Annotated in this window: 24 protein-coding genes and 1 pseudogene; 17 read left to right on the top strand and 8 right to left on the bottom strand. The window is 65.8% G+C overall.

Going from position 1 to position 24,388, the window contains the following annotated elements; translation table 11 throughout:
* The first annotated feature begins 180 nt into the window (after positions 1–180).
* Together NV1_RS29425 and NV1_RS29420 are read left to right on the top strand one after the other, a co-directional pair.
* Positions 181–786 carry a TetR/AcrR family transcriptional regulator gene (locus NV1_RS29425; RefSeq protein WP_067898740.1) on the top strand — a complete coding sequence of 202 codons (606 nt, stop codon included), beginning with the start codon at positions 181–183 and terminating at the stop codon, positions 784–786.
* A gap of 47 nt (positions 787–833) precedes the next feature.
* Positions 834–2,363, top strand: coding sequence for a glycoside hydrolase family 5 protein (locus NV1_RS29420; protein WP_067898512.1), 1,530 nt, complete (start codon positions 834–836; stop codon positions 2,361–2,363).
* Between the two features lie 209 nt (positions 2,364–2,572).
* On the opposite strand, the gene NV1_RS29415 is transcribed toward NV1_RS29420, so the two are convergent.
* Positions 2,573–3,277 (bottom strand): alpha/beta fold hydrolase, encoded by a 705-nt coding sequence (locus tag NV1_RS29415; RefSeq protein WP_218027236.1) that lies wholly within the window; start codon positions 3,275–3,277, stop codon positions 2,573–2,575.
* A gap of 98 nt (positions 3,278–3,375) precedes the next feature.
* Complete coding sequence (locus NV1_RS29410; RefSeq protein WP_245713979.1) at positions 3,376–4,476, bottom strand: cytochrome P450 family protein; 1,101 nt, start codon at positions 4,474–4,476, stop codon at positions 3,376–3,378.
* A gap of 45 nt (positions 4,477–4,521) precedes the next feature.
* Between NV1_RS29410 and NV1_RS29405 the strand changes: the two genes are divergently transcribed.
* Positions 4,522–5,226 (top strand): mycofactocin-coupled SDR family oxidoreductase, encoded by a 705-nt coding sequence (locus NV1_RS29405; RefSeq protein WP_245713978.1) that lies wholly within the window; start codon positions 4,522–4,524, stop codon positions 5,224–5,226.
* A 10-nt stretch (positions 5,227–5,236) separates the two neighbouring features.
* On the opposite strand, the gene NV1_RS29400 is transcribed toward NV1_RS29405, so the two are convergent.
* On the bottom strand, positions 5,237–7,288 hold the full coding sequence (locus NV1_RS29400; protein WP_067898509.1) for an MMPL family transporter: 2,052 nt from the start codon (positions 7,286–7,288) through the stop codon (positions 5,237–5,239).
* A 100-nt stretch (positions 7,289–7,388) separates the two neighbouring features.
* On the opposite strand from NV1_RS29400, the gene NV1_RS29395 reads away from it, so the two are divergent.
* Positions 7,389–7,967 (top strand): MarR family winged helix-turn-helix transcriptional regulator, encoded by a 579-nt coding sequence (locus tag NV1_RS29395; protein WP_307630414.1) that lies wholly within the window; start codon positions 7,389–7,391, stop codon positions 7,965–7,967.
* Here NV1_RS29395 and NV1_RS29390 read toward each other — a convergent pair.
* The gene (locus NV1_RS29390) at positions 7,942–8,898 is read right to left on the bottom strand and encodes a hypothetical protein (protein WP_067898502.1); all 957 of its coding nucleotides are present in this window, start codon (positions 8,896–8,898) and stop codon (positions 7,942–7,944) included. The two genes, NV1_RS29395 and NV1_RS29390, sit on opposite strands and share 26 nt — an antisense overlap.
* 75 nt (positions 8,899–8,973) lie before the next feature.
* Here NV1_RS29390 and NV1_RS29385 point away from each other — a divergent pair, with 75 nt between their 5' ends.
* Both NV1_RS29385 and NV1_RS29380 read left to right on the top strand, forming a co-directional pair.
* Positions 8,974–9,510 carry a hypothetical protein gene (locus tag NV1_RS29385; protein ID WP_067898498.1) on the top strand — a complete coding sequence of 179 codons (537 nt, stop codon included), beginning with the start codon at positions 8,974–8,976 and terminating at the stop codon, positions 9,508–9,510.
* A gap of 16 nt (positions 9,511–9,526) precedes the next feature.
* Positions 9,527–10,009, top strand: a complete 483-nt coding sequence (locus NV1_RS29380; RefSeq protein WP_373864670.1) for a DUF4232 domain-containing protein — start codon at positions 9,527–9,529, stop codon at positions 10,007–10,009.
* A gap of 326 nt (positions 10,010–10,335) precedes the next feature.
* Here NV1_RS29380 and NV1_RS29375 read toward each other — a convergent pair whose 3' ends face one another.
* Together NV1_RS29375 and NV1_RS29370 are read right to left on the bottom strand one after the other, a co-directional pair.
* On the bottom strand, positions 10,336–11,115 hold the full coding sequence (locus NV1_RS29375; RefSeq protein ID WP_084525894.1) for a helix-turn-helix domain-containing protein: 780 nt from the start codon (positions 11,113–11,115) through the stop codon (positions 10,336–10,338).
* 34 nt (positions 11,116–11,149) lie between these two features.
* On the bottom strand, positions 11,150–11,509 hold the full coding sequence (locus tag NV1_RS29370; protein WP_067898489.1) for a nuclear transport factor 2 family protein: 360 nt from the start codon (positions 11,507–11,509) through the stop codon (positions 11,150–11,152).
* A gap of 313 nt (positions 11,510–11,822) precedes the next feature.
* Here NV1_RS29370 and NV1_RS29365 point away from each other — a divergent pair, with 313 nt between their 5' ends.
* The 6 genes from NV1_RS29365 (at position 11,823) to NV1_RS29340 (ending at position 18,090) form a co-directional block, all read left to right on the top strand.
* On the top strand, positions 11,823–12,290 hold the full coding sequence (locus NV1_RS29365; RefSeq protein ID WP_067898486.1) for a GNAT family N-acetyltransferase: 468 nt from the start codon (positions 11,823–11,825) through the stop codon (positions 12,288–12,290).
* Positions 12,291–12,308: 18 nt separating this feature from the next.
* Positions 12,309–13,130 (top strand): hypothetical protein, encoded by an 822-nt coding sequence (locus tag NV1_RS29360; RefSeq protein WP_067898484.1) that lies wholly within the window; start codon positions 12,309–12,311, stop codon positions 13,128–13,130.
* Between the two features lie 96 nt (positions 13,131–13,226).
* On the top strand, positions 13,227–15,095 hold the full coding sequence (locus NV1_RS29355; RefSeq protein ID WP_067898726.1) for an SCO2524 family protein: 1,869 nt from the start codon (positions 13,227–13,229) through the stop codon (positions 15,093–15,095).
* Position 15,096: 1 nt separating this feature from the next.
* A complete protein-coding gene (locus NV1_RS29350; protein ID WP_067898723.1) occupies positions 15,097–16,041 on the top strand; it encodes an SCO2523 family variant P-loop protein in 945 nt (314 codons plus the stop codon).
* 2 nt (positions 16,042–16,043) lie between these two features.
* Positions 16,044–17,069 carry an SCO2522 family protein gene (locus tag NV1_RS29345; protein ID WP_067898481.1) on the top strand — a complete coding sequence of 342 codons (1,026 nt, stop codon included), beginning with the start codon at positions 16,044–16,046 and terminating at the stop codon, positions 17,067–17,069.
* A 1-nt stretch (position 17,070) separates the two neighbouring features.
* Positions 17,071–18,090 carry an SCO2521 family protein gene (locus tag NV1_RS29340; protein ID WP_067898478.1) on the top strand — a complete coding sequence of 340 codons (1,020 nt, stop codon included), beginning with the start codon at positions 17,071–17,073 and terminating at the stop codon, positions 18,088–18,090.
* A 1-nt stretch (position 18,091) separates the two neighbouring features.
* Here the strand turns inward: NV1_RS29340 and NV1_RS29335 are convergent, their stop codons facing one another.
* A complete protein-coding gene (locus tag NV1_RS29335) occupies positions 18,092–18,463 on the bottom strand; it encodes a PNPOx family protein (protein ID WP_067898476.1) in 372 nt (123 codons plus the stop codon).
* Positions 18,464–18,601: 138 nt separating this feature from the next.
* Here NV1_RS29335 and NV1_RS43940 point away from each other — a divergent pair.
* From NV1_RS43940 to NV1_RS43935, 5 genes and pseudogenes are all read left to right on the top strand, one after another.
* Positions 18,602–18,776 (top strand): annotated as a pseudogene (locus NV1_RS43940) (F420-dependent methylene-tetrahydromethanopterin reductase); the annotation flags it as partial.
* Positions 18,777–19,086: 310 nt separating this feature from the next.
* The gene (locus NV1_RS29325) at positions 19,087–20,946 is read left to right on the top strand and encodes an SCO2524 family protein (RefSeq protein ID WP_067898470.1); all 1,860 of its coding nucleotides are present in this window, start codon (positions 19,087–19,089) and stop codon (positions 20,944–20,946) included.
* Positions 20,947–20,962: 16 nt separating this feature from the next.
* The gene (locus NV1_RS29320; RefSeq protein ID WP_245713977.1) at positions 20,963–21,886 is read left to right on the top strand and encodes an SCO2523 family variant P-loop protein; all 924 of its coding nucleotides are present in this window, start codon (positions 20,963–20,965) and stop codon (positions 21,884–21,886) included.
* 4 nt (positions 21,887–21,890) lie between these two features.
* A complete protein-coding gene (locus NV1_RS29315; RefSeq protein WP_067898464.1) occupies positions 21,891–22,937 on the top strand; it encodes an SCO2522 family protein in 1,047 nt (348 codons plus the stop codon).
* Between the two features lies 1 nt (position 22,938).
* Positions 22,939–23,931 (top strand): SCO2521 family protein, encoded by a 993-nt coding sequence (locus tag NV1_RS43935; RefSeq protein ID WP_067898460.1) that lies wholly within the window; start codon positions 22,939–22,941, stop codon positions 23,929–23,931.
* A gap of 31 nt (positions 23,932–23,962) precedes the next feature.
* On the opposite strand, the gene NV1_RS29305 is transcribed toward NV1_RS43935, so the two are convergent.
* Positions 23,963–24,241 carry a LysR family transcriptional regulator gene (locus tag NV1_RS29305; protein WP_067898455.1) on the bottom strand — a complete coding sequence of 93 codons (279 nt, stop codon included), beginning with the start codon at positions 24,239–24,241 and terminating at the stop codon, positions 23,963–23,965.
* Between the last annotated feature and the right edge of the window lie 147 nt (positions 24,242–24,388).

The raw sequence follows: 24,388 nt of genomic DNA, 5'->3' as shown, positions 1-24,388 counted from the left end.
ATGCGGTAACGGTGGTCTATCCGGTCCACGACTTCGGTCTTCTCGTCGAACAGCCGACGCGGTTATGCGCGAAAGCGGCTGTGGGTGATCGTTTCCGGGCGGATCGGGGGTTTTCCGGGGCGGGGGAAGCCGCTACGATCGCTACCTACTAAGTACTTAGTAGGTAACGGAGGATGCGTGATGAGTGGGACCGCGGTCGTGGGTGGTGGGCGAGTGCGGCGGGCGGATCGCCGGGGCCAGATCTTGGCCGAGGCGATCCGGATCATCGGGCAGCGAGGGTATTACGGGTTCAGCGTTCAGGAGCTCGCCGATGAGTGTGGGCTCACCGTGGCGGGGGTGCTGCATCATGTCGGGACCAAGGAGAAGTTGCTGGTCGCGTTGCTGCAGGAGCGGGATCGACGCGATACGGAGGCGGTGATCGAGCAACTCGGGCAGGAGCCCGGGCGGACGCCGACCGTCGCCGATGCTCGGCAGGCGCTGCGTACCGTGGTGGCGCGCAACGTGACTCAGCCGGAGATCGTCCGGCTGCACACGATGTTGCGCAGTGAATCCCTGTATCGCGAACATCCGGCCCACGAGTACTTCCGGGATCGTGAGACACGGGTGCTCGATGCCTTCACACGGCTTGTCGAGGGGCTCGGGCTGCCGGACGCACCGCGCTCTGTCGCACGCCATCTCATCGCGGCCATGACCGGGCTCGAAGAACAGTGGCTGCGTTGTCCCGACGATATGGATCTGGTCGCCGAGTGGGATCGAGCCGCGGCGCGGATCCTGTTGGCCCGATGACTTCCGCTCGACGGTATCCCGCGATCGCATTCAGAAGAGGAGAACGTATGCGATTCCACGACTTTCGTCCCGGCAGACACCGGGACGCGTCCACTCGGCCGGGGCTGCGGCGCCCCTGGGTGGTCGCGCTGCTGCTGATGGTGCTGGCGGTGGCGGCCGTGCCGCCCAGCGCGTCGGCGGAACCCCCTCGCCCGCCCGCTCGGGCGGGTAAATGGCTGGTCGACGAGCAGGGGCGGGTCATCTCGGTGCACGGGGTGAATCTGGTGCGCAAGACCGCGCCCTACTATCCGGCCAACTTCGGTGCGGCGGACGCCGCGCTGCTGGCCGGCGAGGGATTCGACGCCGCCCGAATCGGTTTCATCTGGGAGGCGGTGGAACCGCGGCCGGGGGTGTACGACGACGCCTACATCCACCGGATCGTCGCGCTCAACGATCTGCTCGCCGCGCACGGTATCCGCACACTCGTCGATTTCCATCAGGACGGCTGGAGCCGCTCTGCGGGCATCCCCCAACTGGGCAACGGCAGTGGTGACGGCGCTCCGCAGTGGGCCACCCTCGGTGCGGACCCGCGCAACGCCCAGGACGACTTCCAGGCGTTCTGGAACGACAAGCCGGCCGCCGATGGGGTCGGCATCCAAACGCATTTCATCCACGCCTGGCAGCATGTGATCCGGTTTCTGAACGCCGGCCCGGGTCGTGCGAACATCGTCGGACTGGACCCGTTCAACGAGCCGTATGCGGGCAGCGGCTACTCCTGTCAGGCGTTCGTCGCCGCGTGCCCGGCGTTCGAGCAGGGTGCGCTGACGCAGTTCTACCGGCGGGTGACCACCGCGCTACGCGGCGCCGGTGACACCCACGTGATCTTCCCCGAATCCGATCCGACCATCGATGGCAGCACCGCGCTCGCGGCGCCGGCGGATTCGGCTGTGGGCCACAACTTCCACGTCTACTGCTTCCCGCTGCTGGGTGCGGGAATCATCGGCGCGCCCACGCCGCCGGGCTTCGACGTGGTCTGCCCGCCGCAGGAGAATCAGGCGGTAGCCGTGAACGCCGCGCGGGTCGACCGCGCCGACGAGCCGGGATTCCTGTCCGAATTCGGCGCCACCGATGTGAACACCGACAACGCCCGGCTCGTCGACCTGGCCGATGAGCACTTCTGGTCGTGGACCTACTGGGCCTACTACGTGTATCACCCGCAGGATCCGGCTAACTCCGACAACCAGGGCCTTCTGGTCGACGAGAGCAAACCCGCCTCCCAGGCCAACGCCAAACAGGCCAAACTCGACGCGCTGGCCGTGCCGTGGGCGCCTGCGATCGCGGGCACACCCTCGAAGTATCACTTCGATCGCGCCACTTCGGCTGTGACGCTGACCTATTCGACCGCTGCTCCGGCTGGGACGCACCTCGCCTCCGGCGCCCGGACGGAGATCTTCGTGCCTGCCCGGCACTATCCGCGCGGCTACGATCTCAGGGTGGACGGAGGAACCGTGGTCTCCGCGCCCGGGGCCCAGGTCGTCAAGATCGCAGCCACTTCCGGTGCGGCCCATGATGTTTCGGTGACCATCACGCGCCGCTGAGGTCGCCTGCCGACAGGGCGGCGGCCCGCTGCCGCTGCCGCTCGATTGTTACCGAGGCTGTTGCCGCCCAAGGTGATTCAATCGGCTCGCGGTGATGCGACGCACCTTTCGGCGGCCCCGGATAATTCGTTCCTGTTCGGTGTCGGCTGCGGGGAGCCGAACAGGTGCGGCTGCGGGGACCGGCTCCTTGCGAAAGGCGAGCGGCCGAATCAGATCATGGCCAAGAGCGCGCGGACCGCATCGGCCACCGCGGCCGGATCCTCGTGGATGGGGGTGTGGCCGGTGTCCAGGAGGCGGAATTGGGCGTTCGGTAGGGCGGCGGCGAGATCGCGGCCGTGGCCGGGGTCGCGGGCGCGGTCGTGGCGGCCGTGTAACACCATGGCGGGCTGGGGGATTCGGGTCAGATCGGCGGTCAGGTCGAGGTCTCGTTGACTGGTCAGGACGTCGAGGACCGCTTGCCGATCGATGGCCGCGGACCAGGTCAGCAGCTCGGCGCGCAGGCGCGGAGCGGGCGGGGTGTGGAACGAGCGGTCCAGGACCGCCGCGCGCAGGTCCTCGCCCCAATCGTTCCGGACGCGGGCGAGGATGGCGTCCACGTCACCGTGGCCGCGCATCTGGGCGCCGGTGTCGGCCAGCACCAGTCCGCGCACCACCGACGGATGGTTGACCGCGAGGTGCAGCGTGATCGCTCCGCCCGTGGAGTGACCGCACACCAGCACCGGCTCGGGATAGGTGCGCTCGATGTAGCGGGCCACTCGTGCGGAGATCGACGGAATATCCCACGGACCGGGCTCGGTCAGCCAGGAATACGGATCCACCTGCGGCCGCCCGGCCAATTCCCCGGCCAACGGGTCGAACACGATGGGAGAGCACAGCGTCCCCGGTAGCGCCACCATGGTCACCGTCTCGCTCATGGCCGGGAGTTTACCGACCACGGACCGAGCGGCCGTTCCCATGCAGCGCCACTGTCCGGAAAGCCGAGCGGCCCAGCGCTTTTCGGCCGCGAACGAGTTCAGGGTAGATGTAGCGGCGGGCAGGCGGGGAAGGTTACCGGGAGATCGGCGAGGGTGCGATGCAGTGGTCCCGGACGCCAGGTCAGCGCGTCGGCCGGAACCGCGAGCCGGATATCGGGCAGGAAGTCGAGCAGTTGCTCGATCGCGGCCTCGGCGATCGGGTAGGCGATATGCCGTGCCGGACAGCTGTGCGTGCCTACGCCCCAGGCCAGGTGCGAGCGGTTTCCAGTGTGATAGCCGCCGCCGATGGCGGGATCGTTGTTGCAGCCGGCCAGGCTGATCACCACCGGCTGGTGCGCGGGTAACCAGACACCGTCGATGAGCATGGGATGCCGCGGATAGGTGACGCTCGCGTTGGGTAGCGGCGGATCCTCGAACAGGACCTGATCCAGAGCGTCCCGGGTCAGTAGTGCGCCGCCGAGCAGCCCGTCGGCGAATCTGTCGTCGGTCATGATCAGGCGCAGCGCGTTGATCACCAGGCTCTGCATCGGACCCATCCCCACGCCGTAGACCGCGAGCACCTGGTGCAGCATCTCGAGTTCGTCGAATTGCGCGGGGTGCTGCGCCATCCGGGTGGTGATGTCGTCACCGGGGTGATTCCGCTTGAGCTGCACCAGTTCCTGTACCGCCTCGGCGAACAGCCGATTGCCTTCCTCGGCGTCGGCATCGGCATCGAAGACCGCGGCGCTGGCCGCGGCGGCCTTCCGGCTGATCTCCGGTGGACACCCCAGCAGCGAGTTGACGATCTCGAAGGACAGCGGCGTGGCGTACTGGCTGACCAGATCGGCCGAGCCGTCGGAACAGAACGAGTTGATCAGCGAAACGGCCGTTCGCTCCACGAAGCCGCGCAGCGCGGTGACATTCACCGCGTCCAGAGCGGCGGTCGTGGCGCCGCGATAGCGCGCGTGTTCGGCGCCGGCGGTGCGCGGTGCGGCGGGGCGATACTGCAACACCGGAAGGACCGGGCAATCGTGCGGAACGTTCCGCTCCCAGGTCCGGGGATCGGACGGAAAATGCTCGGGGTCGTTGAGAATTCGCAGCGCGGTGCGATATCCCACGACCAGCGTCGCCGGGATGCCGGGAGCGAGTTCCACGGGCACCAGCGAGAGGGGGCGGATGTCATCGCCATCGATACGACCAGGTCGGTGGACAGCGTCCCGTATTCGCTGTCCGGCGCGGAGGATCTGGCCGAAACGGTGCGCGCGGTCGAGGCCACCGGCCGTCGGATCGTGGCCCGGGATGCGGACGTACGCGATTATGCGGCCGTGGCCGACGCGGTCGGGGTGGGGGTGAGTGCGTTCGGACGACTCGATATCGTCGTGGCCAATGCGGGCATTTCCAGTCCGGCACCGACATTGGAGATGAGCGAGCAGGTCTGGCAGGACATGATCGATATCAACCTGACCGGAGTCTGGAAGTCGTTGAAGGCCTCGGTTCCGCATATCATCGAGGGCGGACGCGGCGGTGCGGTGGTCATCACGAGTTCCCTGGCGGCCATGCACGCCAACGAGAACACGGCGCACTATTCGGCCGCGAAGGCCGGTCTGGTCATGCTGATGAAGGTGATGGCGAAAGAGCTTGCCTCACACGATATCCGGGTGAACACCATCCATCCGACCACCGTGGCCACGGAGATGATTCTCAACGACGCCACCTACCGGTTGTTCCGGCCGGATCTGGAGAATCCGGGGCGAGCCGATTTCGAGGAGGCCGCGCGCACCCTGAATCGGCTGCCGGTCGCGGCGCTGGAGCCCGGGGACATCACCGACACCGTGCTGCACCTGGTGTCCGACGACGCGAAATTCGTCACCGGCACAACGCAATTGATCGATGCCGGTGGCGCGCTGTGAGCTACGCGGCTCACGCTCGGGTGTTCGAAAGCGCTCCGGGCCACCAGATTTGCCTGCCGATCAGGGCGAACAGTGCGGGGATGGCCACCGTGCGCACGACGAATGTGTCGAGCAGAATTCCGACGCCCACCACGATGCCCAGCTGGGTCAGCGTGATCAGCGGGAGGATTCCGAGGACGGCGAAGACGGCGGCCAATACGATTCCGGCACTGGTGATCACACCTCCCGTGGCGGACACGGCGCGGACGATACCGCCGGTCACCCCGTGGCCCGGGGTCTCCTCGCGGGCGCGGGTGACCAGGAAGATGGTGTAGTCCACCCCCAGCGCCACCAGGAATAGGAAGGCGAACAGCGGCACATTGGTATCGAGCGCCGGAAACCCGAAAACGTATGTGCTGAGCAGACTTCCGATACCGAGCGCGGCCAGTGCGCTGATCACGGTGACCGCCACCAGCAGGATCGCGGCCGGTACCGCCCGCAGCAGCATCAGCAGGACGAGCAGCACCACCGCCAGGATGAGCGGCATGATCAGATACTGATCACGCCGGGCGGCATCGCGGGTGTCGAGGGCGACCGCATCGGATCCGCCGACCAGCGCCCCGGCATCGGGTATGGATGCCAGCGCCGTGCGCAGACGAGTCACCGAGGCGAAAGCCGGATCGGAGGCCGGAGCCGCATTCAGCACCACCGACCAGCGGGTCAGTCCGTTCGCCGAGCCCGGAACCGGTGTCGCCCGGACGACGCCCGCGGTGGAATCCAGCACGGATTGCACCTGCGACGCGGCTCCGGTGCGCGCCAGCACGATCGTGGGATCGCTCGCGCCGGAGGAGAAATGCTCGCTCACCGCACGCAGCCCGTCGACCGATTCGGCATGGACGCGGAACTGTTCCGACTGGGCGAGCCCCACATGGGTGAACGGCAGCGCACCGGCACAGGCGGCCGCGGCGATCAGGAAGACGCACACCACCGCCCTGGGACGGCGCACCACCTTCTCCGCGACGGCATGCCATGCGCCGGAGGCTGCCGTGTCATGTCCGTCTTCGCGAGGAATGAAGGGCCAGAACACCTTCCGCCCGAACAACGCCAATGCCGGGGGCAGGGTGAGCAGGACGAAGATCGCGGCGACCAGCAGCCCCAGGGCTCCGAAGGCGCCCAGGCCGCGGGTATTGGGCAGCAATGCCAGCAGCAGCGTCAGTAGGGCCAGCACCACGGTCAGGTTGCTGGCCACGATCGCGGGCCCGGCCCGCCGCACCGCGATCCGCAGGGCCGCGCGATGGTCTGCGGTGCGATACAACTCGTCGCGATACCGGGACACGAGCAGTAGCGCGTAGTTCGTACCCGCACCGAACACCAGGACGCTGGTGATTCCCGAGGTCGAGCCGTCGAACGTCAGACCGCTCACCTGGGCCAGGGCGTTCGCGGCCGCGGTCGCGACACGGTCGGCGACCGCGACGACCGCCAGCGGGATCAGCCACAGCACAGGGGAGCGGTACGTGCCGATCAGCAGCACCATCACCACGGCGGCGGTGACCGCGAGCAGCAGGGTATTCGCGCCGGAGAAGGAATTGGCGATATCCGCCCCGAACGCCGGCCCGCCGGTGATCCACAGGCGCAGGTCGGCCGGTGCGCCGTCGCGCACCGCGGTGCGCAATTCATCGATCCGATCGGTGAGCGCGAATCCGTTCAGGTCCGCGGGAATCGAGGCCTGCCCGAGGGCGGCACGCTTATCCGGCGACAGTTGCAGGTCCGGCCCGGCCGCACCGGCGCGCATGCGGGACAGGGCCGCACCGGCGTGCATCCGATCATCAGGGGTCAGCACCGCGCCGTCGGCGCGGGTGACGATCAGGACCGCCGCCGCGGAATCGCCGCCGGGGAATTCCCGCAGCAGGCGTTGTACCTGCGCGGATTCGGCGTTGTCCGGCAACGAGTTCGGCGCCGAACCGCTCGAGCCGCCGCCGCCCGAGAGTCCCAGCACCGCGCCCGCGACGATCAACGCGGCCAGGAGGGCGAGCCATCCTCTGCGTCCGGAGACGATCCGTGCGTATCTGTCCCAGCCACCCATACCAAGACTATTTCAGAAACTGAAACAATCTGCAAAGCCGACAGGCTCGGACGATTACGCTGTGTGCACCGTGCACGCCGACGACGGAAGGGAGTTCGGGGTGGCAGAGGGCATCGAGGTGGCAGCGGACTCGGCAGATGTGACACGCGATGGGCTCGAGGCGGCCATCGCTCGAGATATCCGAGCGCTCACTGCGGTATCGGACCAGATCTCCCATCTGTTCGCGCACTCGAACAATCTGCGCCCCAACGACTTCCGCGCCCTCATGTACATCGCGACGGCCGATGCGGAGGGATCGCCGCTCACCGCGGGCGGGCTCGGCGCTCTGCTGGGCCTGTCCCCGGCCGCGATCACCTATCTCGTCGAGCGGCTGATCGAGTCCGGGCATATCGAACGTGAACCCGACGAGCTGGACAAGCGCCGCGTCCTGCTGCATTACAGCGGGTACGGCATGACCGTGGCGGCGGGATTCTTCACGCCCGTCAGCCTGCGAACCCGCAGCGCGATGGCCGATATGCCCGACGCCGATCTCCGCACCACCCACCGCGTGCTGACCGCCATCGTCGGCGCGCTACGCGAGCACAGCGCCGCGGCCGGATCGGGTCCGGACGGTCCGGATCAGGGGCGGCAGGACCAGATGCGCGGTGGTGGCGCTACTGCGAGACGGGATGGGTGGTGAGCACATCGATGCGGATGTCGTCGTTACGCGGAATGATGAAGACGCGGTCGCGGCCCGGCTGCCAGTGCTCCGGAATCACGAAGTAGGCGTCGGCGGAGCGATCGAGCAGGCGGATGCCGCTATAGTAGTGGTGGTACTTCTCGCCGGAGACGGTGAGCTCGTTGGTTTGTACGCCGCTGCCGTCGATGCCGAGCCGGTCGACGCTCAGCAGCAGGAGCCGGGGTCTGGTGCCGAATCCGGATCCGACCAGTGCCCGAGCCGCGCCGGTGCCCTGCCGGTCCGCGTAGTTTCCGACCCACCACATCGCGCCGACGAATCCGATCACGAACAGCGAAACCAGGATTACCGCCGCAGTCGCCGAGAATTGTTGCCCAGGGCTGGGTTCGGTGGCAGGGCAGCCGGGATTCGGTGCGGCCGACGTTGTCTCCGACGCGTTCGCGGTCCGCAGGACGGTGGCGTAGCAGAGCAGCGCGCTGCCGATCATCAACGCCGCAGGCACGACATCGGGCCCGTATGGCACCACCTTCGACAGGATCGGCCACGGGACGATATTGCCCGCGATCACCAGCGGCGCCGCGAGCATCACCACGCCCACCGTGACGATCGCCCCGAACCAGACGCGCAGCGCAAGGTGCGCGTGCCGGGTCGCGCGGGCGATCGCCGCCGGTAGCCGTCGCAGTGCCAGCGCGAGGATCAGAGCCGTGAACGCGACGACGATCGGCCAGCAGGACGGGAGGATCGATCGGCGCACCAGGCTCGCCGTGGACAGACCCAGCATGTCCGAATCGACCCCGAAGTACCCGTAATAGGCGCGCGTATACACCGAACCGAAGTAGTACAGGATCGGGACGAGCACCGCCGCCTGCGATGCCGCCACACCCGTCATCGTCAACGCCGACCGCAGCGGCGACCCCTGCTCCGGCCTGGTCACCGGTGCACGCTCGAACTCGTCGGGATCGGGGTCTGTGAACTGCTCGAAGTCGTCGACGGAGGCGTCGTTGCCGGCGTGGTGGTTGTCGTCGACGTATCGGGCGGGGATTCCGCGGGCGGCAAGGTCGACAGCGTCGGCGGCCCCTGCGTCGGTACCGGGGTGACCGGTGCGGGTGTCGCGGTGAACAGCGGAGTGCGCGGGACCACACGTGCGGGCCCGCTGGGACCGTATTCCGACGAAACCTCGGCAGCCGGCCCGGATGTGACCGAACCCGAAGGATTCATCGTCACCGCGGGCGGCGTGCCCGGCACATTGCCGTCGAAGCTGCAGGACGCGATCAGCCCCACGAACGCCAGTTCGGTGACGAATACTGCTGTGCCGGAGAAGATCTGCTCTCGCCCCCTCGGATACTCCTGTGTCCGTCAGGAGATTCTGTCACAGTGGCCCCCATCGCACGTGACCTTTCCGGCTGTCGCCCCGGATCGTGGTAGACAGGGTGCGGCACGGACGTCCTGGCGCAGTGTCGCGGCCCCGTGCGCCCATCGACCATCGCGCGAGCGGAAGCTCCTGGGGTGGAACATTATTCGAGAGGAGCAGGATGAGGACGGGTAACGCGATCAGTCGGACGATGCTCGCGGCGAGCGCCTTCGCGGCGGTGGTCTCGACCGGGATGCTTCCAGCGGCGACCAGTTCGGCCGGGCTCCCGGCGTGCGCGGCGTCCCAGTTCGATCTGCGCATCCAGAAGCCCAAGGTGGACGATCCGCAGCGTCCCCATCAATTCGATGTGGTCCTGACCAACAAGGGGGCGGCGTGCACTACCCAGGGCTTCCCCGGAGTCGACCTCACCGGCCCGAAGGACCCGACCTACGGGACCACGTATTCGCTTCCCCGGCAAGCCGTTTCCGCACAACCGCTGACGATCCAGCCCAAGAACGCGGTCGCGGCCATCCTGACCTATCAGCCCGGTAACTGGGTGCCTGCCACACTCGTCGTGACGCCCCCGGACACGACCACCCAGCTGCGTGTGCCGTGGCCGTCCGGCATGGGCGTGACCCGCCAGGACGGTGCGAGCCACCCCGGTACGTACATCGGAGCGCTCGCGCCCCTGTGAGCCCGGCCTGTTCCACGCCGATTACACAGGAACCACTCCGCGTGACCACCTCGGTCCGAGCCAGGAGCCAGGCTTCCCCGCTCCGGGCCCCGCACGCCGTCGCCTGAGGGGCTGCCGCGCTCGCCCGCAGGATGGCATATGCGATGTCGCGTCGGCCGGGGCGACGTACGACGACACCGCCCGAGTATTCCGCCGGGACGGAGTGTTACTCGAACGCGTGCCGCCGCCGGAAGGCGAACCGGTCGTGCCTCGGCGGGTGGCCGCGTGGAGTACGCCGTCGACCCGGCCGGGCCGCGAGCCGCATTTCGCGGGCTGCAGCGTCGGTGCTATCCGGTGAGGAATGCGGCGGTTTCCGGGTCGGCGGGCAGGAAGGTTTCCAGGGCCAGTTCGGAGACGGTGATATCGGTGGGGGTGTTGAAGGTGGCGATGATGGAGATGAAAGCCAGTGTGCGGCCATCGTTTTCCAGCAGCAGCGGCAGGGCGGGGGCGGCGGAGATCGGGGCCAGCTCCTCGCCGCAGTTCGGCGGCGGGGGATAGGACTCGACCTCGTCGTAGAGTGCGCGCAGCGGGGTGGAGCGGGTGAGAGCCAGTTGGCGTTGCATCTGGTGCAGCAGATGAGCGCGCCACTGGGCGTAATTGCGGATGCGCGGGGCCATGCCGTCGGGATGCAGGGTCAAGCGCATCGCGTTGGGGCTTTCCAACAGTTCCGGAGCGACGCCTGAAAGTAGCAGCCCCACACCGTTGTTCGACGCCACCACATCGTAACCGCCGTCCACGATCAGGGCCGGGAACGGTTCGTGCGCGGTGACCAGACGCGCCAGATTGCTGCGCAGCTCGCGCAATTGCGGATCCTCCAGGGAGTGCTCCGGGAAATGTGGTGCGTATCCCGCGGCGATCAGCAGCGTATTGCGTTCGCGCACCGGAACATCCAGGTGATCGGCCAGGCGCAGCACCATTTCGCGGCTGGGGCGCGAACGCCCGGTCTCGATGAAACTGATGTGCCGGGCCGAGGAGTCGGCCGCGAGCGCGAGGTCCAGCTGGCTCAACCGCCTGCGGTTGCGCCACTCGCGCAGTAGCGGGCCGACTCTCGGCGGGGCGGTGGTCATGGTGTGACCGTACCGCGCGGCAGGGCTCATCCGATCACGCCGGGACGCGATCGAGGAAGCCGAGCACGCTGCTGATCCGTCCGTCGGTGTCCAGCACGACGACGTCCGAGCCGGCCACCGGTGCGCTCCCGTCGGGAGCGACCAGTTCCCAGCTGAACCGCGCGGTGTCGTGGTGACCGTCCACGACGCCGAGCGGGCGGAAGACGAAACCCGGAAACTGTTCGTGCACACCGGCAATGGCCGCGGCCAGCTGCTCGTGGCCGCGGACCTCGGTCAGCGGATCGGTGTAGGCTCCATCCTCGATCCACGCCTTCGCCACCGCATCGGCCAGCTCCGCAGCGGTGGCATTCCACGCCGCGAAGTACCGCTGGGCCGCATCGTCATAGGTACTCATATCGAATTCTCCTTCTCCGAGGTCGTGAACCGAACGAACACAACCCTGCCGGAGAAGACGACGACGTGCGATTACGCGGGAGGTAATGCGGCGTTCTCCGTGCCCGTTCGCGGTCCGTGCCGAAGTCGTAGTTCGTGATCGGCCGAACTCGTGGTGACATGCGGCTGCTGTGGGACGATAAAGGGATTACACGCCGAGTACACTGCGGCTGCGACCTGGTGGGTCCCACGACGTCGTGGTCGAGCGTGTGATCGGTGTGGGAACGAGTTCTACGCTGGAATCAAACGGCTTAGGCCCTTGGAGTAGGGAGCTGATGAACAACACGCGCGTACCGGAGCCCGTGTATCGCCCGGCCTGCCTCGCTGACCTCGATCAGATCATGGCTATCGAGGGAGCGATCTTTCCCGAGACCCCGCAGTACTACATACTACGTCAGCTGTTCGAGGTACACGGGTCCGATTGGCTGGTGGCCGAATTGGACGATGCGATAATCGGTTATGCGTTGATCATGGCGAAGGATGGACGTGCGCTGTTATCGACCTTCGCCGTGGTGGAACCCCAGCAAGGCCACGGATACGGTCGTGAGCTGCTCACCCGCGCTATGGAGCACTGCCGGGACATCGGGATCGACACCATGTGGCTGACTGTGCGACCGGCCAACTTTCGTGCCGCGAGAATGTTCAAGGAAGCCGGGTTCGTTTACCGGAAGTCCGAAGACAACGACAACTACTTCGGTCCGGGAGTTGCGCGCGACGTCATGGAGTGCAAGCTGCCGAGGTGAGTGCATAGACTCGCGCCCATGGCCGATCTACCCCCTTGGCTCGCGTCGATTTCGACCTGGATCGGAAGGCAGGCAACCGATTACGCGTCGAAGGTGGACCAACCCGGGCGCGACGAGCGGGAACTGCTGGAAACCTTCGAAGGGTATGTCGACGACCTGCTGGATGAGTTCGATCCGCCCCGCGCACGCCGGCACGCCGGCACTCTGGTTTTCGCCGACTTGTACGACCGTGCGCGGCGGCCATCGCTGGATGAGCAGGGCTGGCAAGTGCCCAGTGCGGTGCTGGCCGCGCTGATCGCCGCCGAGGTCGAGTTTCGCGGCCCGCTTCGTCTGAGCGCCCGGCAGAACGTACTGCTGGCTATCGAGTACGAGCGGCGTGGCGCCCAGCTGCGAGGATTCGGACTCGCACGGCACGCGGCACTGGCCTACCAGCGCGCGGTGGCGCTGTACCGGATCGCCGAGGATGCCAACGCTGCGGATCGCTGCGGTCTGCAGTTGGCGCGAGCGCGCACCGGGGCACTGCCGGTCGGTGTGCGTCGGCTGGTCAGATACTTCTCGGATGCTCTGTGCGGCTATGGGTATCGGCCGTTCCTGCTACTCGGCTGGGTGATCGTACAACTGGTGGTCTTCTCGACGATCGGCATCGGAATCGTCGGATCTCACGCATACGGGGACACCCTGTACATGTCGGTGACGAGCTTCCTGAATCCGGCGGGCCTCGGAGACATCGCGCAGTTGGATGGCGCCACCGGACCGCTGTTCGCGGTCGAAACGTGGTTCGGCACGGTCTCCATGTCGGTCTTCTTCGCGTTGCTGGTGCGAAAGTGGTTCCGGATGTGAAGCGCCGCAGGCGGGTTGGTTGGATGCGGCTACTCTGGGCATGTATCAACCCGTCGGCGCGGATATCCGCGATGAGCGGTGAAGGGGCTGCAGTCGATGAGAATCCAGCCACGGCGACAGATTCTGAACGTGTGGAGTTCGCTGCTGGCATCGTGCTACCAGGACGGCGTGTGGATCTGGGGCGGCAAGGCGGGCTCCAATTCCATCAGCGACGCTGAGCAACTCCTGTGCATTCTGTACCCGGCCACCCAGATCGAGAGCTTCGCGTTGCACGACCCCGACCGGATGGCGGACGACGTCCGGGAGGCGTTGAGCCCATTGGGACGTCGTATCGGAATGCGGATCGTCGACGTGCTGGATGACTACCTCCAGCGGTACGAGCGGGACGGTCGGCCGATCTTCTCGGCGGATTCCTATCTGCGGTACATCGCCGGGGCGGAACCTTCGGAGTCGCAGCGAGCACTCGACGTCGTCGACTCTTACTCGAGGTCTCTGACGTTGTGTCTGGCCGGCCTGCAGTTCCTCGGCTCCCTGCGTGGGGTTGGCATCCGGCGAGCCGAGCGGCTGGAGGAGACGGTCGAGTCGGTGCAGGCGCGCCTCAATCGGCGGTTGACCGCGGCAATGGTCGGACTGGTACGCAGTTTCGTGGTCCGGTCCGTGGACCCGGCCACCGCGGAGGGCCGGGCGATGCTCAGCATGTTCAACCAGACCGACTCCGAGCCCGAAGCGGTGGTCGCCGGAGTGGCCCGCAGGCTCGAACGGGTGCGCAAGCGCTTGCGCCGGGACGTCACACTCACCAAGACTCCGGACAGCGATCTCGAGGATGAGGGCCTGCTGTTCGAATGTGGTTGGAGCTGGGGGGTCGTGCGTGACGCGCGGCAGATCGACTTCGTCGACATACCGTTGTCCTCGTCGAAGGGGCACGCCGTCGGGCGCCCGTACCTGTACTTCACGATTGTGGCGCTCGACGGTATCAACGACCTCACTCAGCCGCGCACCCGGGAACTCGATCTGCTCGATTTCGAACAGCGCCGACTTGCCGACGCGCTGCAATTGCGATGGGACTTGGCGCAGCGCTATTGGTCGACGATGGCCCGTTACGGGAGCGGGCGGTGGCCGCTCGAGGACATCCCCTGGCGCACTGCCGACGGCGAGGAATCGGACTACTTCAGTCTCTGCGTATCCGCGCTGTTGATCCAGGACCTCGTTGCCCGGGTTGCCAGCGACGACGACCTCACCAGGGCCACACCGATTTTCGACGAACTGGCCCGCCGCGGCCGAGTGACCAGCCGGCTGACCGTGAACGACCCTGCCCGGGGTCTGCACGTTCCGGGGGTTGCGGTGCCGTTGGAGGGCAGTGAGGTTGTCGACGATGGTCCGAAACTGTTTTGGATCGTTTCCGATTACGCGCCGATGTTGCTGAAGAGAACCTTGCAGGCAGCGCAGTTGTCGGGCACGCTCACCACTCGCGATCAGTTGCTGGAACTGGCACAGGCGACGATGAGTCATTTGGAACGAAGGGCCTTTCGGACCGGGCCGTCCAAAGGATTGTGGGACGATGCGGATCGGTATCTCGCCGCGGAGTCCGCAGGCAGCGAGTCGGTCGGATACTCGTCCGTCGAGACCGATGCGCCCTCCTGGTATTTCACCGACCGGATCATCGAATGCCTGGTCGCCGCCGAGAGGGCGTACCGTGACCCGCCGCTGCGGTCGCCCACCTCGGCTTCTCGCTCGCTCGACCTGCTCAACGAGGCGGACCACCTGCTCAATCAGCGGTTTCTCGAGCTCAGCGGAAAAGACCACACGCCGAACAGGTGGACATTGGAAAAGATAGAGAAGAAGCTGCTGCGCGCCAGGGCGCTCGTCGACGAGCGCCCTGGCACCGCGCACAGCCTGTGCGCCGACGCTCTGCGCGAACTGGACGAACTCGATTTCGCCACTCGTGACGCGACGCGAGGTGAGTGAATTGGGTTATCGTGATCCCGTACTCGTCTTTTCCACATCGGACAAAGGCGGCGCCGGTCGCTCCGTTACGAGCTGCAATATCGCTTACAGACTCAGCATTCAGGGGTGGAATATCGCCTATCTCGATTTCGATTTCGGGTCGCCGACCGCCGGCGCCATGTTCGAGATCGACCGGATGGACCGAGGTACCACGGATGGCAACGGTCTGCACAGATTCCTGACCGGAAACAAGTCCATCCCCGCGCAGTACGATATTCGATCGGAAACGAAGCGTGCAGATCTTCGCGCCCCGCGTAATCCCTATCGGCTCACGTTGTATCCCGGCGATCGCGGCGGTGGTGCGTTCGGTGTGACCGCCGATGTGGTGAAGCGTTGCGTGGAATTACTGGTGATCTGCAGGCAGGAATTCGATGTCACCTTCATCGATCTGAGCGCCGGTCGATCGGCGGCACTGGAAATCGTGCTCAGTGCCATGGCCGCTGGTTCGTTGCGCGACGCGGTGGCGCGGTGGCTGGTATTCCATCGCTGGACCCGTCAGCATATCCTCGCGGCGAGTGGTCTGGTACACGGTCCGAATGGCCTGCTGGAAAACAGCGCGAAACTCGGCTATGACTCGGAGCGGCTGCTCGATTCGATGCGATACGTTCGTACCGCGGTGCCCTCGACCAATGACGTGCTGCCAGGAGCGAGCGCGAGCGGCGCGCAGTGGGCGTGGCTCCGGAAACAGAACGAGGCGTTGGATCAGCTTGCCCAGGCGAATCGGATGGGCGTGAGCGTGACCCTCGGGACGACGCCGGTCGAACCCGTTCTGCAATGGCGCGAACAGGTGATTCTCGATACCGACGTCGATATGAGGATCGCCAATCGGGAAACCGTGACAGCCTTCACCGAATTGGCGGATGAACTCGTCAACGAGGATACCTGGCTGGGGGAGGGGTATTTCTGATCATGGATTTCGGCACCGGGTACGGTGAGGCAACCGAACAGGTGAAGATCGCCAATATCGAGCTGTCACATCTGTCCATAGAAACCGGGCACTTCTATATGAAAGACCTGACCGGCGACTTCGAACTCGTCCGGAACAAATTCCGGCGGGTGAAGAAGCTGGTCGACCTGTACACCGAAGCCACCCGGGCCGAGTTCGGCAGTTCCGCGCGAGTGAGTACCTGCTTCCTGGTCGACGACTATTTCGGGTCGAAATCAGATCCGACCGAGGTGCTGGCGAAAATTCTCGGCACAGCGCAGGAGTACGACCTGGTCATCGACTATCTCGCACGTGAGTCCAGTTGCTGGGAGTCGCCGCAGTATGTGGATGGACAGCCGACCGGGCATTCCGTTCCACTGGCGGAGATGATCGCGTCCTCGATTGTGTCCGAGCCGGTGCCCGCGACCACGGGCGGGCGACCGCCGGATATCGAATCCGGCTGGCTGTGCAACGGCCGGCGATCTTCGGAATATGATTCGAAGCAAGCCATGCAATTGACGAATTATCGTCCGCCGGAAGAGCTCGGCCGTCGCGAGCATTCGATATTCTTGGACGTGGAACTGTGGAGCGAGAGTATCGGCGAGGGTGGTGCGAAACATATCCGATGGTCATGTCCCTACCTGGCATCGGTATGGCAGCTTCTGCGTTTGGGCGTGGTGCGCTACGCCGGTGGGCCGGTGGTACAGCCCCAGCCGGCCGGTGAAAGGTGGCCGCAGCATTGGTGGGAGATGCCCGCGGTGGTACAGCTGAATCCGAAAGCCGCGCCGTTTGCCGCGTATCAGGCGTTGTCCATCCTGCCGCAGAGTTATCTGAAGATCGAACATGCGGTTCGGATGATCCTCGATCACGTGCACCTCGACGAGGAACTCGTGGCGCAGACTCTCGCACGTGGGGCGCGCGAGCGGGTCGAGATTCCTCGTGAACTCACCAGGCGCCTGCAACATGTCTTCCTCAGTGAGGTCTCGGCGGCGCCGGGTGGTGGGGCGTGAAATGACCGCCGTCGGCGTGGATTCGGGCGACTCGGTCTTGGCGATGTTCGGGGAGATCCAGACCTGTCTGCTGCCGTCCCGGCAGGTACTCGATGCCCCGGCCAGCGTCGAACTGCTCAGCGCGATGAAGTTCGGCAGTGCCGTTGTTACCCGGGAACGTCCTGTGCCCCTTGCGGTCTCGCCTAATCGCCTGGAGGGCGTCGACTGCAACCTGTCCCAATATCGAGTGGACGGGACCGGGGGTAAGCGGGTGCACGTGATCGGCACCGTCGCTTCGAGGGCGGTTGTGATCGGTGGCCGGGTGCTCCAGGGGTCGTCGCAGACCACGGTGATCCGAGCGCACGGGTCCGATCGGCAGCCCTGGGCGCACTATCTGAGCAGACCGGGCACCATCGAGGTGGTGAGCGGGTCCGCATCCGGCGGTTCACTGGTGGACGGCTATCTGCGGCCACCCGCCGAGGATCTGCTGGATCTGAGCTCGATCTGTGGCCGGATCTCGAATCTGACCCGCGTGGATCGCCGGCTCGATCAACGCATTCCGTTTCGCCGCGCGGGTACCACGCGGTTGCGGTGGGCGGTCGAGGTGGGCGAGTCGTCGGAGCGCGCGCTGCCGTTCTTCTTCCGGCTCGACGACGACACGGTGCGTTCGGTGCGAATCGTGTTGCCACGGCAGCACATCACGGAGGCTCAACGCTTCTGTGAGGATCTCGCGACCCACGATTGGCTGCTGACCGCCATCGGCCGGGTGGCCGAGGGATTCGGCGTATTCCAGACCCGGCCCGATGTGGTGCTGGACGAATTGTCCCGGGTGCTGGACGAATTGGTTCCGCTGTGGATGCCGGGCGCCCACGCGTCGCCGCTACTGCGGCCGATCTGGGATGGACTCGAGTCCGATCCCGGTTTCACCCGGCAGTGGACTGCGCGGGTGGGGCAGTTGCGGGACCGGATGACGGCCACAACCCTGAAAGTGTTCCAGCGTTCCCAGGCTCATCAGGCTGAGGGCATCCGGAAGAGATTGTGACTCAGGCGGGCTGGTCCAGACGGACGTTCACGGTGACCGTGCCCTTCTCGTCCCGAGTGGTGACCGCATGCCCGGTGCGGTCGCCGTCACGCAGGTGCACCGTGATGGGTGCGCCCTCGCCGAGGAAGTTGCGCCACCAGCTCTTCTTGTCGGGCATGGCCACGCCGATCACGACGTCGTCTCCGGTACGGCGGTAGGCGATGGGGGTGCGGAAGGTTTTGCCCGAACGCCGGCCGACGTAGCTGATCTCGGCCATGCTGCCGCTCATCCGCTCACCCAGCACGGGCACTCGCATCAGGGCGACCATCCCGTTGTTGAATCCCCGGACCAGCCCCTTGACGAGGCCGTTCGAAGCAGGACCGTTGGAACTCATCGCTATCCTCCCGATCGACGGATGACCGATAGTCACAGTAGCCGTACGCGGCCGGTCGACTCTTCCCGGTGTTGCGATCACGCGGAGGGAAAGGATGGCCGCCGGGCGGGCCACCACCGACGCCGAGCCGTTCCACACCGCTGGGTCCGCCAGGGCGCAAGCGACTTCAACATTCTCGCCGCATCTGGTGCCGACCGGTCTGGACGAAAACGTCGACTGGTTGATTCCCGAACTGCGGGAACGCAATTCGTACCCTACCGAATACGCCGGCACCACCCTGAGTGAACATCTCGGATTGCGTCCACCGCTCACCTGGTGGGGGCGAGTTGCCGACGACCGTGCAGCGGCAATGACAACCGTCCGGTTCGGGAAATTGTCCGAATCACTTGGTCCGCTTCGGATTTTCCAGGCACACTCTAGGTAGCGATCTATAGCGGTGACCGGATGCGGGGGCATGGGCGAGTGCGAAGAGTCAACTGTAGGGTGCGGCCGAACCTGCTCGAGCACAGGTCCGTTGGGCGTCGGCGAGGTCGCGGTGGGCCGATATTCGATGAGCTAGGGCGTCGTACGCCCGCGCAAGCGAACATGCTGACCGCGCTCCGCGGCGGTGCGGGAGCGGTGCGATGAGAATCCGCCCGCGACAACAACTTCTGGATCTGTGGCGCTCGGTGCTCGACTACTGCTACCGCGAGAAGAAATGGGTCTGGGGCGGGCGCGACGGATCCAACTCGATCAGCGACGCCGAACAGCTGCTGTGCCTGCTGTATCCGGCCACCTCGCTGGACACCTTCCGGCTGGACAGACCCGATGACATCGCACCCGATGTGGCAAATGCGCTCGCCCCGTTCGGCAGCGACACCCGCATCGGCAGTGTGCTGGTCAATCTCATCGAGGAATATTTGGCTCGTTATTCCGGCGAGGACGACGAGCCGATCTTCGCGATGGGCAGTTATCTGCGCACCTCCGAGGATTACACGCCCACCGAGAACGAGCAATCGGTCGAGATCGTCGATTCGTATTCGATGTCTCTGAGTCTGTGCATCGCCGCGATGCGCTTCCTCAAGGGATACGAGCAGTCGATGTCCGGGCTGTTGCGGGACGAGGCCAAGGCTCAGTTCGAGAACCGGATGTCGACGGTGCAGCGACAGGTCGGCACGCGGCTGACCGCGGCGATGGCGGGACTGGTGCGCAGTTTCGTCATTCACACCACTGAACCGGAATCACCTGCGGGGCAGGCAATTCTGCGCATGGTGAATCAGTCCGGCGTCCCGAACGCGGAGATCGTCCGGTCGTTGTCGGCCAAGCTGGAGCAGTTGCGGGTCCGGGCGGCCAACGAGGTGCGGCTCGACCAGCCCGAGGTCCTCGAGATCGCCAACGACCGCCGATTGTTCGAATGCGGCTGGGGCTGGGGCGTCGTACGCAATGCCGGCACGCTGGCAGACGTCGGCGGTGGGCACGTCGCGATCGCCAGCGGTCACGCCGAACCACGGCCCTACCTCTACTTCACGATGGTCGCGCTGGACGGCATCCTGGATCTGTCCTCGCAGCGTATTCGTGAGCTGGATCTGCTCGATGCCACCCAGCGCAAGCTTGCCGACGAACTGCAGTTGAGACTGGAGCTCGCACAGAGTTACTGGTCGACCGTGGCGCGTTTCGTCAACGAACGGTGGCCGCTCGAGGACATTCCGTGGCGCACCTCCGACGGTGAGGAATCGGACTACTACAGTCTGGTCGTCACCGCGATCCTGATCCAGGATCTGGTCCGTCGCGATAGTACGGACGATCTGGAGCGGACCGTCGGGGTGCTCGATCAACTTGCTCGTCGTGGGCGCATCACCAGCCGCCCGACGCTGGACGATCAGGCCGCACGTCTGCATTTCCCGGGTGTCCGGCTCCGGCTGGCCGGCAGCGAGGATATCGACGGTGGACCGCAATTGTCCTGGTATGTACCGGATTTCGCGACGTTGCTGCTCAAACGCACCATACAGGCGGTGAGTGTCGCGGTCGAGGTGTCCGTTCGCGATCAGCTCATGGCTCTGGCCGAGACCACCATGGACCACATCGATCAGCGGGCCATGCAGGGCGGGCCGGCGGCCGGTCTGTGGGACGACAGCGGTCCGGTATTGGGCCTGCCCCCTCCGCTCCCGACCGACGAGCCGTCCTGGTTCCTCACCGAGCGGGTGATGGAATTCCTCGTCGGTGCCTACGACACGTTCCGGCGCCCGCCGCCCGCGCCTCAACCGATGGTCAATCGTGCTCAGGAGTTGCTGCGCGAGGCCGACGACTTGCTCAACCGAGAACGTCTCGAGGTGAGCGAGGACGATCAGTCGGCCAAGCGAGCCGAACTGGATCGGATCGAGCAGTCCCTCGACCGAGCGCGGCAGCTGTGGCGTCAGCGTCCGGGCACGGCGTTCAGTCTCGCGGTGGGTGCGTTGGAACAGCTCGACGAGCTGGCCAACGCCCGTGAGGACGCGACCCGGTGAGGGCGGCATAGTGCTGGTGTTCTCGACCTCTGACAAGGGCGGCACGGGGCGGTCGGTGACCAGCTGCAATCTGGCCTACCGGCTGTGTCGCTCCGGCCACACCGTCGCTTACGTGGACTTCGACTTCGGTTCACCGACCGCTGGTGCGCTGTTCGAGATCAGCGCGGTGGAGCGGGGTGCCGAACACAGCGGGGTACATTCCTATCTGCTCGGTGAGCACGATGCGGTGACTCGTGTCGACGTGGCCGCCGCCACCGATCGGCCGGGTCTGCGCCGTGGTCCGCGCCTGAGTCGGCTCATGCTGCTCCCCGGCGATCAGGGCGGGGCCGAATTCCTCAGTCCCGACAAGGTTATCGTGGAGCGCTGCGCACGGCTGCTACTCGAACTGGAACAGGAGTTCAAGGTCGTCATCGTGGATCTGAGCGCGGGACGTTCGGCCGCGTTGGAAATAGCCTTGCGCGCCACCGCGCCTCCCACCTCCACCGGGGCTGCGTCGCGTACCTCCCGCAAAGTGCGTTGGCTGGTGTTCCACCGCTGGACCCGCCAGCACATCATCGCGGCATCCGGGTTGGTGCACGGTAAGAACGGGCTGCTGGAAATGGGCGAGAAATATGGGCACAACCCCGATGAGCTGCTCGATTCGGTGCGATATGTGCGCACGGCGGTATCCGGGAAGGAAGCCCGCAACTCTCAGCAGTTCCCCGCACAGTCCGCCTGGCTGGACGAACAGGACAAGGCTCTGCGGCAGCTCGCGAATGAGAAGCGGCTGGGCATGACCGCCGTACTCGGCGAAACTCCGATGGAACCCATTCTGCAATGGCGTGAGCAGATCATTCTCGACGCCGATGTCAATGCCCATATCGCCAACCCGGACACCGGGAAGGCGTACGCCGAACTGGCCCGGCGGCTGGTCGATCCGGCTACCTGGAGAAGGCTGTGATCGTATGGTCGATGGATACAGCGAGGCAACCGAGCACCCGAAGATCACGCCGGTCCCGTTGTCGCACTTGTCGATCGAGGTCGGGCATTTCAAACTGAGGACGATCGCCGAGGATCCGGAGGCGCTGCGCAGCGAGTTCCGCCGCATCAAACCTCTGGTGGAGGCGTTCTCCGAATCGGCGCGCATCCAGTACGGGCCGGGCGCCCGGATCAGTACCTGCTATCTGATCGATGACTACTTCCAAGGCGACGATGTCCGGAGTCGGGCCCGAGATTCGGATTCGCCGGAGCCGGACCCGGCGAGAAGCGCCGATCACACTCCGCAGAAGATCCTGTCCCAGCTGCTGGCCGCCGCCGAGGAATGCGGGCTGAAGATCGACTATCTGGCCCGCGAATCGGCCTGTGCGCAGACCTCGGAATTCGTCGGCGGCGTCCCGCTGGGCGAGCCGATTCCGCTGGCGGAAATGGTCGCGGCCTGTATCGTTCCCGAACCGGCCCCGGACGACACCGGTGGACGGCCACCCACCGCGGAGTCCGGTTGGCTGTGCAACGGCCGCCGATCCTCGGCTGCCGAGCCCACCCAGGCGATGCGGGAGCGAACCTATCGTTCGCCGCAGGTGCACAGCGCCAACGAACATACGATCTTCATCGATATCGAGTTGTGGAGTAAGACCGAGGACGGGCGAACTCGCTGGTCGTGTCCATTTTTGGCCGCGATCTGGCATCTGCTGCGGCTCGGAATGTTGCGCTACCACGGTGCGGCCGTGGTCGATCCGCAGCCGCACGATGCGCAGTGGCCGGATCGCTGGCAGGATCTGCCCGCGATCGTCCGGCTCTACCCCGGCGCCGAGCCGTTCGCGGCATATCGGACCCTGTCGATGCTGCCCAAGCGCTATATCGAGATCGAGCACGCGGTCCGAGTCATTCTCGACCACCTGGATCTGGACGAGAATGTCTTCGGCCAGGTCGTCGCGGCGGGGGAGGCGGAAGGTATAGAGGTGTCGGCGAAAATCAGCGAACGGCTGGCACATCTGTTGTTGGACGGATCGTGAGATGCCCTCAGCCGCACCGCTGGTCGTTTTGGGCGAGGTGAAGACCTGCTTACTACCCTCGTCGACCGTCCTTTCTCGTGCCGAGGCGGGAGAGCTGCTGGCACTGATGCCCGGTCGCGATGTGTCCTGGCGCGAACGACCCGGTTCGCTCGCGATCTCACCGACGATGGCGGTCGGTGTGGACTGTCACGTGCGAATGGATGACGGTGCGGCGGAACGGCGTTCGACGCGCATCGTCGGCACTGTCGCGACCCGGGTGGCGCTGCTCGGCGGGCGGATCCTGCAGTCCTCGGCGCATATCCGGATCGTGCGGGGTGAGGATCGTCGCCGACAGGCGTGGTCGCATTACATCAGTCGCAAGGGCATCGCCGAGGAGATCGAACTCTTCGCGCCGGACCCTCCAGCGGTGGCCGCGGCCATGGTCGAGGGCTATCACAGGGATCCGGCCGAGGCGGGCGTCGACAATGTCCTGGATCTGGATTCGACCAGCCGCAGGCTACTCGGCCGGATCCGGACCGATCCGCGCTTGGATCAGTCGCCCCCGGTGCAGGTCGGCACCACACGCCTGCGCTGGACCGCGGTGGTCGGTGGTTCGGCCGGCCCCGATGTGCGGTTGCACCTGGACGACGAGACCGTCCGGTCGGTGCGCGTGATCGTGCGCAAGGAAGCCGACCTCGATGCGGTGCAACGGTTCTGCGAAGATCTCGCCGCACACGACTGGCTGCTCACCGTGGTCGCCGACGCACTGGATCAGGCCGATCACTTCGATTCGGTGAGCGCTGACCGGCTCGATATCCTCGAACCTCTGGTGCGGCATTTCAGCGGACTCTGGATGCCCGGGGCGCATACCCCGAAAGCGCTGCGCACGCTGTGGCGGGATCTGCAGGCCGAACCGGGATTCACGCGTCAGTGGACCACACTGCGCGATCGGCTCCGGGATGATATCTCCGTCGCCACCTTGCATGCGTTGCGGCACAAGGACACCGGCTGGTGAGCGTGACCGGTGACCATGAATACGGGCCGGCTCAGCCGGGCCGCGGGCCGAGACTGCGTGCCCGCTCTATCGCGTTGTCGACCATAGCCAACGTCGGCCGAACCGATTCCAGCAGTGCCGCGCCCGCCGGAGTGAGACTGACCGATCGTGTCGTCCGGTCGAAAAGGCGTACTCCCACATCGCGTTCGAGCTGCTGGATGATCCGGCTCAGTGCTTGCTGTGAGATGTACAGGCCGCGAGCGGCCGCCGAGTAGTTCAGCTTCTCGGCGACGGCCACGAAATATCGCAGATGTTTCAGCTCCACACCCATATCGAATCGGTGTAACGCGGCGCGGGATTCGGCTATTTCCGGGAGGGTGCGCCGAGACGGGACCGAACGCGGCCGGACCGGAGGGTTTCGGGTGAATTCGCCTGTGACGGCGCATGATCGGTTCGTCCGAGCGGTGATGAGATCTGT

The sequence above is a fragment of the Nocardia vaccinii NBRC 15922 genome (assembly GCF_001613305.1).
Classification (GTDB): domain Bacteria; phylum Actinomycetota; class Actinomycetes; order Mycobacteriales; family Mycobacteriaceae; genus Nocardia; species Nocardia vaccinii.
The sequence above is the reverse complement of the archived record's forward strand: the minus strand, read 5'-3'. Positions and strand labels throughout refer to the sequence as shown.

Excerpts from the sequence above, each read along its gene's own strand:
- NV1_RS29325 (WP_067898470.1), top strand. The coding sequence starts at position 19,087 with ATGAGAATCCGCCCGCGACAACAACTTCTGGATCTGTGGCGCTCGGTG.
- NV1_RS43935 (WP_067898460.1), top strand. The coding sequence starts at position 22,939 with ATGCCCTCAGCCGCACCGCTGGTCGTTTTGGGCGAGGTGAAGACCTGC.
- NV1_RS29355 (WP_067898726.1), top strand. The coding sequence starts at position 13,227 with ATGAGAATCCAGCCACGGCGACAGATTCTGAACGTGTGGAGTTCGCTG.
- NV1_RS29375 (WP_084525894.1), bottom strand. The coding sequence starts at position 11,115 with ATGACCACCGCCCCGCCGAGAGTCGGCCCGCTACTGCGCGAGTGGCGC.
- NV1_RS29340 (WP_067898478.1), top strand. The coding sequence starts at position 17,071 with ATGACCGCCGTCGGCGTGGATTCGGGCGACTCGGTCTTGGCGATGTTC.
- NV1_RS29420 (WP_067898512.1), top strand. The coding sequence starts at position 834 with ATGCGATTCCACGACTTTCGTCCCGGCAGACACCGGGACGCGTCCACT.
- NV1_RS29360 (WP_067898484.1), top strand. The coding sequence starts at position 12,309 with ATGGCCGATCTACCCCCTTGGCTCGCGTCGATTTCGACCTGGATCGGA.
- NV1_RS29415 (WP_218027236.1), bottom strand. The coding sequence starts at position 3,277 with ATGAGCGAGACGGTGACCATGGTGGCGCTACCGGGGACGCTGTGCTCT.
- NV1_RS29305 (WP_067898455.1), bottom strand. The coding sequence starts at position 24,241 with ATGGGTGTGGAGCTGAAACATCTGCGATATTTCGTGGCCGTCGCCGAG.
- NV1_RS29315 (WP_067898464.1), top strand. The coding sequence starts at position 21,891 with ATGGTCGATGGATACAGCGAGGCAACCGAGCACCCGAAGATCACGCCG.
- NV1_RS29365 (WP_067898486.1), top strand. The coding sequence starts at position 11,823 with ATGAACAACACGCGCGTACCGGAGCCCGTGTATCGCCCGGCCTGCCTC.
- NV1_RS29425 (WP_067898740.1), top strand. The coding sequence starts at position 181 with ATGAGTGGGACCGCGGTCGTGGGTGGTGGGCGAGTGCGGCGGGCGGAT.
- NV1_RS29400 (WP_067898509.1), bottom strand. The coding sequence starts at position 7,288 with ATGGGTGGCTGGGACAGATACGCACGGATCGTCTCCGGACGCAGAGGA.
- NV1_RS29380 (WP_373864670.1), top strand. The coding sequence starts at position 9,527 with ATGCTCGCGGCGAGCGCCTTCGCGGCGGTGGTCTCGACCGGGATGCTT.
- NV1_RS29370 (WP_067898489.1), bottom strand. The coding sequence starts at position 11,509 with ATGAGTACCTATGACGATGCGGCCCAGCGGTACTTCGCGGCGTGGAAT.
- NV1_RS29335 (WP_067898476.1), bottom strand. The coding sequence starts at position 18,463 with ATGAGTTCCAACGGTCCTGCTTCGAACGGCCTCGTCAAGGGGCTGGTC.
- NV1_RS29345 (WP_067898481.1), top strand. The coding sequence starts at position 16,044 with ATGGATTTCGGCACCGGGTACGGTGAGGCAACCGAACAGGTGAAGATC.